This window comes from Youhaiella tibetensis (assembly GCF_008000755.1).
Classification (GTDB): domain Bacteria; phylum Pseudomonadota; class Alphaproteobacteria; order Rhizobiales; family Devosiaceae; genus Paradevosia; species Paradevosia tibetensis.
On the sequence record NZ_CP041690.1, the window covers coordinates 3,199,343 to 3,214,739 of the forward strand.

A 15,397-nucleotide genomic window follows, 5' to 3' on the forward strand; every position below is an offset into this window, starting at 1 on the left:
CAGGCCAACCACGACACCGCCGCCGCCCGAACCCTCACCTGTCGGGCGGCGCCACCTTCACCACGACCTCCGGCATGCCGGCTGCCTCGAAGCCGCAATCGCGCGCCTTGATCGCGAACGCCGCCCCGCCCCGGTGCTTCTTGTAGTCGGCAGCGTAGCGGACACCCGCCGCGACAACCTTGCTGTCCACCATCACGAACGTGTCGCCGATGCCATCCACCGGCACGACGCGGAACACTGCCTGCTCGCTCAGCCGCGTCCGCAGTTCCGGCGTCGATTGCGCCATTCCCCAGGCCGCTCCGGCCTTGTAGAGGAACCGGAAGCCGCCGCCATATCTGTAGCGGAACAGCTCGTCATCTCCCGCGTCCCCCGATGCGGTCACGGCATTGGCCGCAACGATCGGTTGCGGGGCGCCCAGCAGGCGCTCGATCGCGTCGCCTGGAACTTCGGTGACGTTGCCTCCGACAAGCAGCACCTTGTCCGCCGCCTGCGCGCCCGCCTCGAGCAGCCTGTTTTCCGCGTCCTCCCGCGCGCCTCCGAAGATGACCTCGCCGCCGAATTCCGCCACAGAACGCTCGACCTCGGCACGCGCCGCTTTCCCCTGCGCCTCCGACCAGAACCCGAATTCCATGAGGTCACGGGGGTAGCTCAGCGCCTTGAGCGCCGCGGCCAGCGCCGGGCGCAGACCTTCATCGCCATCGAGACGCACGCCGACGAACACCTTGGGCCCGGGCGCAGCCGGTCCGAAGTCCTGCCTGTCATAGATCTCGAGCGGATCGGGAATGGTGGTGGCGGCCAGCTCGGGATAGCGCCGCTTGCGCAGCCACCATTTGATATGCGTGGGGATCTGCAGAGGCGCGGCCAGGTGCGAGGAACGCTTGTGCCAGGGCACCCAGGTCGTCAGCCAGAGGTGCGAGACCAGGGCCTCGCCTTGCTTGCCCTCGACGATCGGCGCCAGATGGCGCACCATCCCGGCGACCTTGGCGTCCTTCCGGGTCTTGAGCCCGCCGTCGCGCAGCGGCGACCAGACGAGCGGCATCAGCAGTACCGGACGCTGCTCCCTGGGCAACCGCAATATCGAGGCCGTCACCAGCGACGGTCCGGTGGAATAGAAGGTCTGCAGCTTGGCGACCTTGGGCATCAAGCCCAGCACCTCGCCCCACCAGGGATGCTCCGGCACCGAACCCATGAAGGCGTTGGTGAAGAGATAGGGCACACCGGCATGCGTGCGATCCGTGCCCATGTGTTCGTCCGGCTCGACGCCTGTGAACGCCTCGTACCGGAGCAGTTCGTCAACCGGCTTGAACGGCTCGACGTCGAGATCCGAATAGATGCCGCCCAGCCGGTTGAGCACCATGTAGCGAAAACTGTCGGCGCGCTGGATGTTGCGCGGATACCCGTCGTAGATCGCCAGCAGTTCCGAATATTCCCGGGCCACGAACTCGCGCATCGTCGCATCGGTCCACAGGCGTATGTCCCAGCCCGGATGCAACGCCTTCCACCGTTCGAAAAACCGACCCATGACCTTGGGCAGGTCTTCCGTCTTCCAGGTGAAATGCACGATTTTGGGGATCATCCGGTCCGTCCGCTCGCTGGTCGCAGCCGCTCCATCACCCGCCACGGACTTCAAATCAACCGGGAAATCGTCACGCAGCCTCAAGCCGCCGCGCCCGAAAGCGTGGCGGCCGGGACTTTAAATATCCTCAGATGCTGCCTGAGAACGTGTCGCAATCGGCCGGGTTGCCCGACTGGATGCCGCGCTTGAGCCATGCCATGCGCTGGGCCGACGTGCCGTGGGTGAAGTTGCGCGACGAAACCGTGCCGCGCGTCAGCGTGTCATCGCCAATGGCGTTAGCCGCGGTGATGGCTTCTTCCACGTCCCCTTGGTCGAGCAGGTTTTCCTGACCGATCCGGTTGGCCCAGACGCCCGCATAGCAGTCCGCCTGCAGTTCGACCCGCACCGAATAGGCATTGGCCTGCGTCTCGGTCATGGTCTGGCGACGCTTGTTGAACTCGGGCAGCACGCCCGTCAGGTTCTGCACGTGGTGCCCCACTTCGTGGGCCAGCACATAGGCTTGCGCGAAATCCCCCGGCGCCCCGAACTGCTGGCGCAACTGGTTGTAGAACGACAGGTCGATATAGACCTTCTGGTCGTTCGGGCAATAGAACGGCCCGCTATTGGCGTCGGCCACCCCGCACCCGGACTGCGTCTGGCTGGTGAACAGCACCACCTTGGGCGGAGTATAGGTGAGGCCGTTGGCCTTGAAGATGTCAGTCCACACCGTCTCGGTGTCCTTGACCACCACCCCCACGAAATCGGCGAGCTGGTCCTGCCCCGCGTCGGGCAGCGGCCGCGACTGCTGGAACGAGGAGCCACCGGTCGACATCGAGCCGTCGATAAGGCTGAGCGGATTGATACCGAGCGCGAGGCATATGATGCCGATCACGATGATCAGGCCGATGCCGCCGACCCCGCCGCCGGCCCGGCCGCTGGTCGGGATCCGGAAGCCTCCGCCCGAACCCAGCCCGCCACCGAATCCGCCTCCCAGGCCACCGCCACCCTGCGATCTGCGGTCCTCGATATTGGAGCTGCGCTCGCGTCCCTGCCACTTCATCCCGTTCTCCTTGTCGAGGCCGGCCGCGATGTTAGCACCTTGCTCGCGCGGCGGTCACGAATTTCCCTTGGACACTCTTGACCATTTGGTCAAAGTGTCGTGGTCTCGTCATGTAAGAACGTCAGAACTCCAAAAAAGTAGCACCGCCTCCCCGTAATACCGGTTGGCGGCGCAATCGTAAGCTTTGCCCGATTTTCAGGGATAGGGAGCATTTCTATGAAGTTTGGAAGCAGTATTTCCCGCCGCGCTTTCCTCGCCGGAACCGCCGCGACGGGTGCCGTCGTCGTCATGCATCCGTTTGCCGCGCTGGCGCAGGCCAACGAGGCGCACCTGCGCCTGATCGAGACGACCGACATCCACGTCGCCGTTTTCCCCTACGATTATTTCGCCGACGCCCCGAACGACACCATGGGCCTGGCGCGCACCGCCACGCTGATCGACGGCATCCGTGCCGAGGCCGGCAACTCCATCCTCATCGACAATGGCGATCTCATCCAGGGCAATCCGCTCGGTGACTATGTCGCCTACGAGCGCGGCCTCGCCGGTGACAAGCTGCACCCCACCATCGCCGCCATGAACACCCTGGGCTACGAGGTCGCCACCTTCGGCAACCACGAGTTCAACTACGGCCTCGAATATCTCGATGCCGCGCGCAAGGGCGCCAACTTCCCGTTCGTGTCCGCCAACCTCGTCAGGGGCGAACTCGGTGCCGATCCGCTGAGCGACACCACCTATATCGATCCCTACCGCATCGTCGAAAAGGACATCGTCGACGGCGCCGGCAACAGCCACAAGATCAAGATCGGCTTCATCGGCTTCCTGCCGCCCCAGATCATGACCTGGGACGCCGGGCACCTGGAAGGCAAGGTCAACACCCGCGACATCGTCGAGACCGCCAAGGCCTACGTGCCCAGGATGAAGGCCGAAGGCGCCGACATCATCGTCGCCCTCTCCCACTCCGGCATCGCCGCCGACGGTGGCCCCAAGGCTGAAAACGCCTCGCTCCAGCTCGCCGCCGTCGATGGCATCGACGTGGTCCTTACCGGCCACCAGCACCTGGTCTTCCCCGGTCCGGACTTCAAGGATCTCGAAGGCGCCGACATCGAAAAGGGCACCCTCGCCGGCAAGCCCGCCGTCATGGCCGGTTTCTGGGGCTCGCACATGGGCCTGATCGACCTGCTGCTGCAGGCCGATGCCGACGGCAAGTGGAAGATCGCCTCCTTCACCTCCGAAGCCCGTCCGATCTACGAGCGCAAGGACGGCAAGGTCGCCGCTCTCGTCGAGAGCGAACAGAAGGTCATCGACTCGGTCCAGTCCGAGCATGACGCCACGCTCGAATATGTCCGCCGTCCGGTCGGCGAGACCGCCGCTCCGCTGCATTCCTACTTCGCGCTGGTCGCCGATGATCCGTCCGTGCAGATCGTGAGCCAGGCCCAGACCTGGTACATCAAGCAGATGCAGAAGGGCACCGCCTGGGACAACCTGCCGGTTCTCTCCGCCGCCGCCCCCTTCAAGGCCGGCGGCCGCGGTGGTCCGGACTACTACACCGACGTCCCCGTCGGCCCGGTCGCCATCAAGAACGTTGCCGACCTCTACCTTTATCCCAACACCATCCAGGCGGTCGTCATCACCGGCGCCGACGTCAAGGAATGGCTGGAGCGTTCGGCCGGCATCTTCAATCAGGTGGCCGCCGGCGGCACCGACCAGCCGCTCATCAACAAGGACTTCCCGTCCTACAATTTCGACGTCATCGATGGGGTGACCTACAAGATCGACCTCACCCAGCCAAGCAAGTACGCTTCGGACGGCAAGAGCGTCACCAATCCTGATGCCAACCGCATCGTCGATCTGATGTTCGAGGGCAAGCCGATCGATCCGGCCCAGAAGTTCGTGGTCGCCACCAACAACTACCGCGCCGGCGGCGGCGGCAACTTCCCCGGCATCAACGGCGAGAAGATCGTCTTCAAGGGTCCCGATACCAATCGTGACATCATCATCCGCTACATCGTGGATCAGAAGACCATCAACCCCAAGGCCGACAGCAACTGGTCGCTCGCGCCGATCCCGAACACCACCGTGCTGTTCGAGACCGGCCCTAAGGCCAAGGACCATCTGGCCGACGTCACCGCCGTCAAGATCGAGTATGCCGGCGAGGGCTCGGAAGGCTTCGGCAGCTACCGCATCACGCTCTGATGACAACCCGGGAAGGCTCCTTCGGGAGCCTTCCTCCTCTGGCCGGCCCTCAGCTCGCTCCCAGCCTTGCCCGTAAGGTATCGAGTTCGGACTTGAGATGCTCGAAGCCGGCATGGTCGAGCCCTGACGCTCCCGCGATCGCCAGCGGAATGGCCAGCGCCTTTCCCCGCATCGCCCGTCCTTCCGGCGTCAAGTGCACGCGCACCATGCGCTCGTCGTCCTCGTCCCGCTTTCGCACGAGCAGGCCGCGCGCCTCGAGCCTTTTGACCAGCGGCGTGATGGTCCCCGAATCCAGATAGAGCTTTTCCCCCAGCGCCTTGACGGTCAGGCCGTCCTCCTCCCACAGCACCAGGAACACCAGGTATTGCGGATAGGTCAGGTCCAGCGCCTCCAGGCGGGGCTTGTAGAACCGCGTGAAGGCATGCCCGGCCGCGTAGATGGCAAAGCACAACTGCTTGTCCAGCGTCAGGGGATCCATCTTCTCGGTCATCGCGCCACCATTCCGGGTTCGGAGGCACTGTGCCACCGCCGGGCGTACTTATCACCCAGTTTTTAATTGCGCACAATTCAATTGCGCACTATGTAAAACTCCGTACTGCCTCACGAAGGACATTAGAGATGATCAAGTCAGCACTTTACACCGCCCACGCCACCTCCACCGGTGGTCGTACCGGCACCAGCCGCACCGATGATGGTCGTCTGGCCGTCACCCTGGATACCCCCAAGGGTCTGGGCGGCAACGACGGTCCGGGCACCAATCCGGAGCAGCTCTTTGCCATGGGCTATTCGGCCTGCTTCATCGGCGCGCTCAAGGCCGTCGGCCGAGCCGAAGGCGTCAAGATTCCGGACGACACGCAGATCCACGCCACCGTTTCCATCGGTGAAAACGCCAATGGCGTTGGCTTCGGCGTCGCGGCAGCCCTTGAGGTAGTGCTTCCCGGTTTCGAGCATGACAAGGCCCAGGCCCTGGTCGAAAAGGCCCATCAGGTCTGCCCCTATTCCAACGCCACCCGCGGCAATATCGAGGTCAAGCTCACGGTCTCCGTCTGATCGTCCGCACACCCTCACTATCCGAAGGCCGGAAGCGATTCCGGCCTTTCGCCGGCCCCAAACCATCTTGCCATCGCCGGCCAAACTTGATCTGGTAACCATTCGTAACCACTGCGTTGCGGCACATACTCCTCGCCTAAGTTCCTCAACAATTTGAAGTTTTTAGATGAGCCAAGAAGCCCAACTCACGTCCCTGCTCGCGCAGGCCGGCATCACTGTGAACGGCCCCAATCCCTGGGACCCGCAGATCAACAACCCTAACCTGTGGAACCGCATTTTCGCGCAGGGCTCGCTCGGCCTGGGCGAAGGCTACATGGACGGCTGGTGGGATGTTGAGGACATGGCGGAGTTCTTCAATCTCGTCCTCCGGGCCAATCTTGAGAACAAGCTGCGCATCACGCCAAACCTCATCTGGCAGCACCTGCAGGCGCGCTTTCTCAACATGCAGACGCTCTCGCGCTCCCAGCGCGTCGCCAAGATGCACTACAACGAGACCGACGCCTACAAGGCCAGTCTCGATGCGCGCATGACCGGCTCATGCGGTTACTGGCCCGAGGGGGTCACCAATGTCGACCAGGCCCAGGAGGCCAAGCTCGACATGGTCTGCCGCAAGGTCGGTCTGAAGCCCGGCCAGACCGTTTTCGATATCGGCTGCGGCTGGGGCGCCTTCATGGGGTTCGCCGCTGAAAGATACGGCGCCCGCTGCGTCGGGGTCACCGTCTCGCCCGATCAGGCCGAATACGGCCGCGCCCGCTACAAGGACCTGCCCGTCGAGTTCCAGGTCAAGGATTACCGCGAGTTCGATGGCAAGGTCGATCACGTGGTCTCCATGGGCATGTTCGAGCATGTGGGGCACAAGAACTACCGCACCTATTTCGAGGTCGCGCGCCGTGCCATCTCCGATGACGGGCTGTTCATGCTCCACACCATCGGCTCGCCCGATTCCAAGGAAACCATCGATCCCTGGCTGGAGAAGTACATCTTCCCCGGCGGCGTGCTTCCGTCCATTACCCAGATCGGCAGGGCCATCGAAAACCTCTTCGTGATGATCGACCTGCACAATATCGGGCCGCACTACGACAAGACCCTGGTCGCCTGGTACGAGAACTTCGACCGCAACTGGAAAAAGCAGCGTAACCCCGAGGAAGAGCGCTTCTACCGGATGTGGAAGTACTACCTTCTCTGCTGCGCCGGCGCCTTCCGCTCCCGCGCCATCCAGGTCTGGCAGTTCGTCCTCTCTACCAACGGCGTGCCGGATGGCTACGTGACCCAGCGTTAGGCCCTCGTATTGCCCATCCCAAAGACCACCCTCGCCATTGCCGGTCTCCTGGCGGTCGCGGCTGCTACCGCCTGGACGACGATGACGCCGGCCGCGTCGCGCTACGTTTTCGCCGCCAGCTGGCAACCCGGCTTCTGCGAGACGCAGCCCGGCAAGCGCGAGTGCCGCAACCAGAAGCGCAACAGCTTCGAGGCCGCCAATTTCACCCTCCACGGCCTCTGGCCGCAGCAATCGGATTATTGCGGCGTACCCCAGTCCCAGGTGAGCGCCGACAAGTCCGGTCGTTGGTCGGCCCTGCCCGCCGTCGAACTCCCCTCGCCACTGCGCGCCAAGCTGGACGAAGCCATGCCCGGCACAGGCTCGAACCTGGAGCGTCACGAATGGACCAAGCACGGCACCTGTTCAGGGCAGGATGCCGCGACATATTATGAAAACGCTCTCTGGGTGCTCGACGGCCTCAACGCCTCGGCGGTCCGCGATCTCTTCGCGTCCAACATCGGCAAGCGGGTGACCCAGGGCCAGATCCGCGCCGCCTTCGATCGTGACTTCGGGTCCGGCGCCGGCGCGCGCGTTCGCGTATCCTGCGACCGGGACGGCGACCGCCGCCTGATCACCGAACTCACCATCGGCCTTGTCGGTGAGGTGCGCCCCGGCGCCGACCTCGGCGCGCTCATCGTTGCCGCCTCGCCAACCGATGGCGGCTGCGACGCCGGCATCGTCGATCCCATTGGCTTCCAGTAACGAAAAGGCCGGGATCGCTCCCGGCCTCTTGTCTATCCCATCCGCACCGCGCTGAGCCGCTGCGGCTCGCGCGTCGCGTAAAGATGGATGGCCAGCGCCACCACGCCCAGGATCGCACCGACCCAGCCCAGGTCCTTGGCCGAAGCCAGGGCCATGTCGGCCCCGCCGATCACCGAACCCAGCGCCACCCCGACATAGATCGCCGAAGCGTTGAGCGAGAGGGAGATCGGAGCCGCTTCCGGCGCCAGGCTCACCAGCCGGCTGCTCTGCGCCGGCGGGAAGCCCCAGCCGATAATGCCCCAGGGCACCATCAGCGCCAACAGGATCCATCCGGCGAGCGGCGATGGCACGAGGTACGCGACGCCCGAGAACACCACCAGTGTCAGGCTGGAGAGAATGATCACCCACCGCACCGTCAGCGCCGCCCCGAACTTGTCGGCCAGCTGTCCCGAGGCGTAGTTCCCGATGGCCGCGCCCAGCCCGAAAGCCAGCAGCACCAGCGGCATGAACGTGAGCGAAAGGCCGATCGCGCTCGAGAGGCTGGCGATATAGGTAAACACCGTGAACGCCGCCGCGATGGCGAAGATCGTCACCAGCAGCGCGCTGCCGATGCCCGGCCGGAAGGCCACCATCAGACGGTCACGCAGCGGCAGCTTGGTACCCGGCAGTCCCGCCGGCAACATCGCCCGTAGCGCGATCGCCACGAACAGCGCCACCAGCCCTACCGCCATGAAGGCGCCGCGCCAGCTCATGGTGTTGGCGATCAGCGCCCCGATAGGCGCTCCCAGCGCCACCGAAAGCGTCGTGCCGCCCACGATGACCGAAATGGCGCGCGTGCGCGTCTCGGGCGTGGAAAGCGTCACCGCCGTCCCCTGCGCGGCCGACGCGAAGAGCCCGGAGGCCGCGGCCATCACGATGCGGGCCAGCAACAGCCCCTCGAAGTTCGGCGAGAAGCTCGCCCCGATATTGGCTGCGGCGAAAACCAGGATCGACCCGACCAGCACGGGCCGGCGGCTGAGGCCTCCCGTGAGCGTGGAAAGCACCGGCGCGCCGATCGCGTAGGCGATGGCGAAGGACAGCACCAGCGTTCCCGCCTGCGACATGGATACTCCGGTCTCTCCCGCAATGGCCGGCAACAGACTGGCGATCACGAAGGCCCCGGTGCCGACTGCGAACGAGCCGAGCGCCAGCCAGATAAGACGAAAATCCATTTTGAGATTCCTTAGTTCAAAGAACGTTGAACAATATGGTTCGATCGAACACAGCGTCAAGCAAAAGTTCAAAGATTCTTGAACAATTGAAAAGCCCGCGCGCCCGGGCTATCTAGAAACCATGACAAGCCTGCCGCACCCCGACGTAGACCAGATTGCGCTCCCCGAAGTGCTCGCCACTCTCGGCGACGAAACGCGCCTGGCGATCATCGCCTATCTGGCGCGCAACGAGGAACAGGCCATGACCTGCGGCCAGTTCTACGGCCTCGGCTCCAAGACTAGCCTCAGCTACCACCTGGCCAAGCTGCGCGAGGCGGGCGTGGTCAGGGTCCAGCCGCAGGGCACCAAGCGCCTCGTCACGCTGCGCCGGGCCGATCTCGACAGCCGCTTTCCGGGCTTCCTCGATTCCATTCTCGCCAGCGTCCGCGACGTGCCCTTCGCCGTCGCCAACGACGAGGTCCTGCTCGGCGAGGAGGCAGCCAAGGCGAGCGACTGGCGCGCCTGAGGCCCCTGTCCCATCTAGCGGCCGGATCGCCGCTCGGCTAGAAGCGTTGTCGAGCCTATCCGAGCGGATTCATCTTGTCTGACATCACCTATCGTCCGGCCACCAGGGCCGATCTCCCCTTCATGGTAGCCTTGATCGCCGAGGACGACGTCAGCGACGTCCCCATGGACGATCCCAACGATCCCTCGGGCCCCGCCTACGCGGCCGGCTTCGATGCCATCGCGGCCGATCCGAACCAGGTGCTGGTTATCGCCGAGCGCGATGGCAAGGCCATCGGCACGCTCCAGATCACCTACCTGCCCGGCATCGCCCGCAAGGGCATGTGGCGCGGCCTCATCGAGAGCGTCCACATCATCCCGCCCGAGCGCAACAAGGGCTATGGCAGCCAGATGATCCGCTGGGCCGTCCAAACCTGCCGCGAGCGCGGTTGCGGCATGGTGCAACTCACCTCCAACAAGAAGCGCGTCGACGCCCACCGCTTCTACCGCACCCTGGGCTTCGACCAGAGCCACGAAGGCTTCAAGCTGTTCCTCTGATCAGCCAGCGCGCCAGCAGCTCAAGTGCCTCCCCCGGGCAGGCCGGGGTCCAGCGACCCCAGCCACCAACGTCCCGTCTGTCCTAGAACAGGAACGCCGCCGTTGCCGGATCGGCGCCCACGCGCCCCTTCGGATCGTCGAGCCCGCGGATGCGCTCCATCTCGCCGGCATCCAGCGTAAAGTCGAACACCTCGATATTCTCCTTCATGCGGTCGGCATGGATCGATTTCGGGATGACGATGAACCCCTCCTGCAGGTGCCAGCGGATGATGACCTGCGCGATCGACTTGCCGTGCTTGTTGGCGATTTCCCCGATCACCGGGTTCTTGAGGTCCGCTCCGCTGCCGAGCGGGCTCCAGCTTTCCACCGCGATATTGTGCTCGCGATAGAACGGCCGGTTCTTGCCCTGCTGGAACGTCGGATGCAGCTCGATCTGGTTGACCACCGGCGTCACCCCCGTTTCACCCACGATCCGCTCGATGTGGTCGGGATTGAAGTTCGAAACCCCGATCGATTTGATGCGGCCCTGCTTCTGCAGGTCGACGAACGTCGTCCACGCTTCCACATACTTGTCCTGGCTCGGCACCGGCCAGTGAATGAGGAACAGGTCGATCTGCTCGATCCCAAGCTTCTTCATCGTCTCGTCGAACGACTTGAGCGCCAGGTCACGCGCATGCCCGCCATTGCGCAGCTTGGAGGTGATGAAAAGCTCGTTCCGCGGCACACCGGCATTACGGATCGCCGCGCCGACGCCTTCCTCGTTGTCGTACCCCTCGGCCGTATCGATCGAGCGGTACCCGGCCTTGATGCCATCGCTCACCACGCGCTCGGTGATAGCCGGATCGACCTGCCACACCCCCAGCCCGATCTGCGGAATCACATTGCCGTCGCGAAGGGTGACCTTGGTTTGCTCAGCCATTGCTGGCCTCCTGTTGTTTTAGCTGCTTAAGCGTCCACGGTGCCGCAGTTGGGGAACTCGTGGACCGAAAATTGGTTCGAATGCCCGTCGTGCCGCCGCCCCGCGTATAACTTATGCCCCTTCAACTCAACGATGCAGAATGCTCCGACAACCAATGGAGCTGCCGTTGAAAAAAGAGGGTTTAAAAGAGCGGCTAATACTGCACGAAGCAGTAGTTGACCTAGGCCTTCATCTTGCCTTGTTACAGGTAAAGGCGTTGCTTAAGAAATACAGTCCGGACCAACCGCGTGTTCCGCCTGGAAACCCACACGGTGGCTAAGGGACTAGTGGACGAGACAACGCCCAAGTAACACGCATTGCTGGCAAATTTGATCCTGCCAGAGCGGATATCTGTGATGCACAGCAGAGAATCGATGAGGAGCTTTGTCGGGTCGCGAAATCTGATATTTGCTGGGGATTGTCCAGCGACCGATGAGCGGCATGCATGAAGAATAACTATATCCCTCCTCTCAGATTTTGAGGCCTGAATGACCACACTTATTCGACAGCTTTTTATTGCGGAAGCAGCTGGAGATATAAAAGTGACAATCTCAATTGAGCCCTCTGAACTGGAGGACGCGGACACCTGGATATGCGGTTATGCTATTACTTGGCCAACGGGAACCAAGCATGGGGTGGCACGAGGTTTTGACGCCATCCAGGCTCTCTATCTTGCCATGCAGCAGATCGCCGTCAATCTCTACGCCAGCCCCTACCACGTGGCCGGCACCCTTCGCTGGGGCAAGCCCGGCACCGGCTACGGCTTCCCTATGCCCCGACCCGGCATCGAGGACCTGATCGGCGAGGACCGCTACAACCAAGTTCCATGACAATGACATGCTGCGGCAGCTTAACTCGCCGCGCCGGGCTTCCCTTCCGCCCGCTTCTCGGCTAGAGAGCAGCCTTAATCTAAAGAATCCGACTGACCAACGCGCGGCAGCGCCGTCTTGCCGCGCGCCCATTTGCGAGAGCCGATCATGCCAAAACGCACCGACATCAAATCCATCATGATCATCGGCGCGGGGCCCATTATTATCGGCCAGGCCTGCGAATTCGACTATTCGGGCACCCAGGCCTGCAAGGCCCTCAAGGAAGAGGGCTACCGCATCATCCTGGTCAACTCCAATCCGGCCACCATCATGACGGACCCGGATCTGGCCGACGCTACCTACATGGAGCCCATCACTCCCGAGGTCGTCGCCAAGATCATCGAGAAGGAACGTCCCGACGCGCTTCTGCCCACCATGGGCGGCCAGACGGCTCTCAACTGCGCCCTTTCCCTCAAGAAGATGGGCGTGCTCGACAAGTTCAACGTCGAGATGATCGGCGCCACCGCCGAGGCCATCGACAAGGCCGAGGACCGCGAGCTCTTCCGCGACGCCATGAAGAAGATCGGGCTTTCCACCCCGCGCTCCATGCTCGCCCACAACATGATCGAGGCGCTCCAGGCCCTCGAGGTCATCGGTCTGCCCGCCATCATCCGCCCGTCCTTTACGCTGGGCGGCACCGGCGGCGGCATCGCCTACAACAAGGAAGAATACCTCACCATCGTCGAGAGCGGCATCGATGCCTCCCCGACCGATGAAGTCCTGATCGAGGAATCCGTCCTCGGTTGGAAGGAATTCGAGATGGAAGTTGTCCGCGATAAGAAGGACAACTGCATTATCGTCTGCTCGATCGAGAACCTCGATCCGATGGGCGTCCATACCGGCGACTCGATCACCGTTGCACCGGCCCTGACCCTCACCGACAAGGAATACCAGATCATGCGCGACGCCTCCCTGGCGGTGCTGCGCGAGATCGGTGTCGAGACGGGGGGCTCCAACGTCCAGTTCGCGATCAACCCGGCCGATGGCCGCATGATCGTCATCGAGATGAACCCGCGCGTGTCGCGCTCCTCGGCCCTTGCCTCCAAGGCCACCGGCTTCCCGATCGCCAAGGTCGCCGCGCGCCTCGCCGTCGGCTATACGCTGGACGAGCTCGAGAACGACATCACCGGCGGCGCCACCCCGGCCTCGTTCGAGCCGACCATCGACTACGTCGTCACCAAGATCCCCCGCTTCGCCTTCGAGAAGTTTCCGGGCTCGGATAACCGCCTCACCACCTCGATGAAGTCGGTTGGCGAAGCCATGGCCATCGGCCGCACCTTCCAGGAATCGCTCCAGAAGGCCCTGCGTTCGCTCGAGACCGGCCTCACGGGCCTCAACGAAATCGGCATCCCGGGCCTGGGCGAAGGCGACGACAAGAACGCCATCCGCGCCGCCCTCGGCACCCCGACGCCCGAGCGTCTGCTGCGTGTCGCCGAAGCCATGCGCCTGGGCGTCTCTAACGAAGACATCCACGAGGCCTGCCGCATCGACATGTGGTTCCTCGAGCAGATGCGCGGCATCATCGACATGGAAGCCAAGGTGCGCCAGTTCGGCCTGCCCGAGGACGCCGCAATCCTGCGCAGCCTTAAGGCCATGGGCTTTTCCGACAAGCGCCTCGCCGAACTCGCCGGCAAGGAAGCTAAGGATGTGCGCGCCCTGCGCCACAGCCTCAAGGTCCTGCCCTCCTACAAACGCATCGACACCTCGGCCGCCGAATTTGCCTCGCCGACCGCCTACATGTACTCGACCTACGAGACCCCGTTCGCCGGCGAAGTCTCCGACGAGTCGCGCCCGTCCGACCGCAAGAAGGTCGTCATCCTCGGCGGCGGCCCCAACCGTATCGGCCAGGGCATCGAGTTCGACTATTGCTGCTGCCATGCCGCCTTCGCCCTCTCGGACGCCGGCTATGAAACCATCATGGTCAACTGCAACCCCGAGACGGTCTCGACCGACTATGACACTTCGGACCGCCTCTACTTCGAGCCGCTGACCGAAGAAGACGTCATCGAAATCCTCGAGCGCGAGAAGACCAACGGCACCCTGCACGGGGTCATCGTCCAGTTCGGTGGCCAGACCCCGCTCAACCTCGCCGAGGCCGTCGAAAAGGCCGGTGTCCGTATCCTGGGCACCCAGCCCTCCTCAATCGACCTGGCGGAAGATCGCGACCTCTTCTCCAAGCTCTTGCGCCAGCTCGAGCTGACCCAGCCCAAGAACGGCATCGCCTATAGCCTCGAACAGGCCCGCATCGTCGCCGAGCGCCTGGGCTATCCGCTGGTCATCCGCCCGTCCTACGTGCTGGGCGGCCGCGCCATGGCCATCGCCCACAATGCCAACGAGTTCGAGGCCTATGTGCAGGACACCCTGACCAGCCTCGTGCCGCCCGATATCCGCGCCAAGTACCCGAACGACAAGACCGGCCAGATCAACTCGGTTCTCTCGGACAACCCGCTGCTGTTCGACGGCTACCTCTCGGGCGCCACCGAAATCGACGTGGATTGCCTTTCGGACGGCAAGGATGTCTTCGTCTGCGGCATCATGGAGCACATCGAGGAAGCCGGCATTCACTCCGGTGACAGCGCCTGCTCGCTCCCGCCCCAGCACCTCTCCGATGAAGTGCTCGCCGAACTCAAGCGCCAGACCCGCGAGATGGCTCTCGCCCTCAAGGTTGGCGGCCTGATGAACGTTCAGTATGCCCTCAAGGACGGCACCATCTACATCCTCGAGGTGAACCCGCGCGCTTCGCGTACCGTGCCGTTCGTGGCCAAGGTTATCGGCGAGCCCATCGCCAAGATCGCCGCCCGCGTCATGGCCGGCGAGACCCTCGAAAGCTTCGCCCTCAAGGAGAAGAAGCTCGATCACGTCGCCATCAAGGAAGCCGTCTTCCCCTTCAACCGCTTCCCGGGCGTCGACACGGTCCTCGGCCCCGAGATGAAGTCGACCGGCGAAGTCATTGGCCTGGACACCGACTACGCCATCGCCTTCGCCAAGAGCCAGCTCGGCTCCGGCTCTAAGGTTCCCAAGGAAGGCACGGTGTTCGTCTCGGTCCGTGACGAGGACAAGGAAGCCATGATCGAGCCGATGCGCCACCTCGAGGCCGCCGGCTTCAAGATCCTGGCCACCGGCGGCACCCAGCGCTACCTGGTCGAAAACGGCATCGCCGCCGAAAAGATCAACAAGGTGCTCGAAGGGCGTCCGCACATCGTGGATTCGATGAAGAACGGCGGCGTGCAGCTGGTGATCAACACCACCGATGGCGCCAAGTCGGTCTCCGACAGCCGCGACATCCGCCGCACGGCCCTGCTCTCGAAGATCCCCTACTACACCACCATCCCCGGAGCGATCGCCGCTGTGGAAGGCATCATCGCCTACCGCGAAGGCAACCTCCAGGTCCGCCCGCTCCAGGATTACTTCGTGGCGTAAGGCTGTCTGAAAATCTCTCT

13 protein-coding genes are annotated in these 15,397 nt (G+C 63.6%); 8 read left to right on the plus strand and 5 right to left on the minus strand.

From position 1 onward, the window contains the following. Positions 1 to 34: 34 nt before the first annotated feature. Both FNA67_RS15635 and ypfJ read right to left on the minus strand, forming a co-directional pair. Complete coding sequence (locus FNA67_RS15635; RefSeq protein ID WP_147656808.1) at positions 35 to 1,576, minus strand: glycosyltransferase family 32 protein; 1,542 nt, start codon at positions 1,574 to 1,576, stop codon at positions 35 to 37. 127 nt (positions 1,577 to 1,703) lie between these two features. After that, positions 1,704 to 2,615: a KPN_02809 family neutral zinc metallopeptidase gene (ypfJ, locus tag FNA67_RS15640; protein ID WP_049706033.1), complete on the minus strand. Its 912-nt coding sequence runs from the start codon at positions 2,613 to 2,615 to the stop codon at positions 1,704 to 1,706. Positions 2,616 to 2,831: 216 nt separating this feature from the next. Here ypfJ and FNA67_RS15645 point away from each other — a divergent pair, with 216 nt between their 5' ends. After that, positions 2,832 to 4,808, plus strand: a complete 1,977-nt coding sequence (locus FNA67_RS15645; protein ID WP_147656810.1) for a bifunctional 2',3'-cyclic-nucleotide 2'-phosphodiesterase/3'-nucleotidase — start codon at positions 2,832 to 2,834, stop codon at positions 4,806 to 4,808. Between the two features lie 49 nt (positions 4,809 to 4,857). Here FNA67_RS15645 and FNA67_RS15650 read toward each other — a convergent pair whose 3' ends face one another. Then, on the minus strand, positions 4,858 to 5,298 hold the full coding sequence (locus FNA67_RS15650; RefSeq protein WP_049706035.1) for a MarR family winged helix-turn-helix transcriptional regulator: 441 nt from the start codon (positions 5,296 to 5,298) through the stop codon (positions 4,858 to 4,860). A 128-nt stretch (positions 5,299 to 5,426) separates the two neighbouring features. Here FNA67_RS15650 and FNA67_RS15655 point away from each other — a divergent pair, with 128 nt between their 5' ends. The 3 genes from FNA67_RS15655 to FNA67_RS15665 all read left to right on the plus strand — a co-directional run bounded on the left by FNA67_RS15655 (position 5,427) and on the right by FNA67_RS15665 (position 7,878). Further along, the gene (locus FNA67_RS15655) at positions 5,427 to 5,858 is read left to right on the plus strand and encodes an organic hydroperoxide resistance protein (protein ID WP_147656812.1); all 432 of its coding nucleotides are present in this window, start codon (positions 5,427 to 5,429) and stop codon (positions 5,856 to 5,858) included. A gap of 166 nt (positions 5,859 to 6,024) precedes the next feature. Further along, complete coding sequence (cfa, locus tag FNA67_RS15660; RefSeq protein ID WP_147656814.1) at positions 6,025 to 7,137, plus strand: cyclopropane fatty acyl phospholipid synthase; 1,113 nt, start codon at positions 6,025 to 6,027, stop codon at positions 7,135 to 7,137. Between the two features lie 9 nt (positions 7,138 to 7,146). Further along, entirely contained in the window at positions 7,147 to 7,878 is a 732-nt protein-coding gene (locus tag FNA67_RS15665) for a ribonuclease T2 family protein (RefSeq protein ID WP_053167963.1), read from the plus strand. Positions 7,879 to 7,910: 32 nt separating this feature from the next. Here the strand turns inward: FNA67_RS15665 and FNA67_RS15670 are convergent, their stop codons facing one another. Then, a complete protein-coding gene (locus FNA67_RS15670; RefSeq protein ID WP_147656816.1) occupies positions 7,911 to 9,089 on the minus strand; it encodes an MFS transporter in 1,179 nt (392 codons plus the stop codon). 121 nt (positions 9,090 to 9,210) lie between these two features. On the opposite strand from FNA67_RS15670, the gene FNA67_RS15675 reads away from it, so the two are divergent. Next, positions 9,211 to 9,594: an ArsR/SmtB family transcription factor gene (locus tag FNA67_RS15675; protein WP_147656818.1), complete on the plus strand. Its 384-nt coding sequence runs from the start codon at positions 9,211 to 9,213 to the stop codon at positions 9,592 to 9,594. A 74-nt stretch (positions 9,595 to 9,668) separates the two neighbouring features. Further along, complete coding sequence (locus FNA67_RS15680) at positions 9,669 to 10,130, plus strand: GNAT family N-acetyltransferase (protein WP_049706040.1); 462 nt, start codon at positions 9,669 to 9,671, stop codon at positions 10,128 to 10,130. A gap of 82 nt (positions 10,131 to 10,212) precedes the next feature. Here FNA67_RS15680 and FNA67_RS15685 read toward each other — a convergent pair whose 3' ends face one another. After that, a complete protein-coding gene (locus FNA67_RS15685; protein ID WP_147656820.1) occupies positions 10,213 to 11,049 on the minus strand; it encodes an aldo/keto reductase in 837 nt (278 codons plus the stop codon). A gap of 527 nt (positions 11,050 to 11,576) precedes the next feature. On the opposite strand from FNA67_RS15685, the gene FNA67_RS22495 reads away from it, so the two are divergent. Then, positions 11,577 to 11,918 (plus strand): DUF6968 family protein, encoded by a 342-nt coding sequence (locus tag FNA67_RS22495; protein ID WP_145976771.1) that lies wholly within the window; start codon positions 11,577 to 11,579, stop codon positions 11,916 to 11,918. Positions 11,919 to 12,065: 147 nt separating this feature from the next. Next, entirely contained in the window at positions 12,066 to 15,377 is a 3,312-nt protein-coding gene (gene carB, locus FNA67_RS15695) for a carbamoyl-phosphate synthase large subunit (RefSeq protein ID WP_049706042.1), read from the plus strand. The last annotated feature ends 20 nt before the right edge of the window (positions 15,378 to 15,397 follow it).

Bases quoted from the DNA above. Each gene is read 5' to 3' on its own strand.
- FNA67_RS22495 (WP_145976771.1), top strand. From the start codon at position 11,577: ATGACCACACTTATTCGACAGCTTTTTATTGCGGAAGCAGCTGGAGAT.
- FNA67_RS15670 (WP_147656816.1), bottom strand. From the start codon at position 9,089: ATGGATTTTCGTCTTATCTGGCTGGCGCTCGGCTCGTTCGCAGTCGGC.
- FNA67_RS15655 (WP_147656812.1), top strand. From the start codon at position 5,427: ATGATCAAGTCAGCACTTTACACCGCCCACGCCACCTCCACCGGTGGT.
- FNA67_RS15645 (WP_147656810.1), top strand. From the start codon at position 2,832: ATGAAGTTTGGAAGCAGTATTTCCCGCCGCGCTTTCCTCGCCGGAACC.
- FNA67_RS15685 (WP_147656820.1), bottom strand. From the start codon at position 11,049: ATGGCTGAGCAAACCAAGGTCACCCTTCGCGACGGCAATGTGATTCCG.
- carB (WP_049706042.1), top strand. From the start codon at position 12,066: ATGCCAAAACGCACCGACATCAAATCCATCATGATCATCGGCGCGGGG.
- ypfJ (WP_049706033.1), bottom strand. From the start codon at position 2,615: ATGAAGTGGCAGGGACGCGAGCGCAGCTCCAATATCGAGGACCGCAGA.
- FNA67_RS15635 (WP_147656808.1), bottom strand. From the start codon at position 1,576: ATGATCCCCAAAATCGTGCATTTCACCTGGAAGACGGAAGACCTGCCC.
- FNA67_RS15675 (WP_147656818.1), top strand. From the start codon at position 9,211: ATGACAAGCCTGCCGCACCCCGACGTAGACCAGATTGCGCTCCCCGAA.
- cfa (WP_147656814.1), top strand. From the start codon at position 6,025: ATGAGCCAAGAAGCCCAACTCACGTCCCTGCTCGCGCAGGCCGGCATC.
- FNA67_RS15650 (WP_049706035.1), bottom strand. From the start codon at position 5,298: ATGACCGAGAAGATGGATCCCCTGACGCTGGACAAGCAGTTGTGCTTT.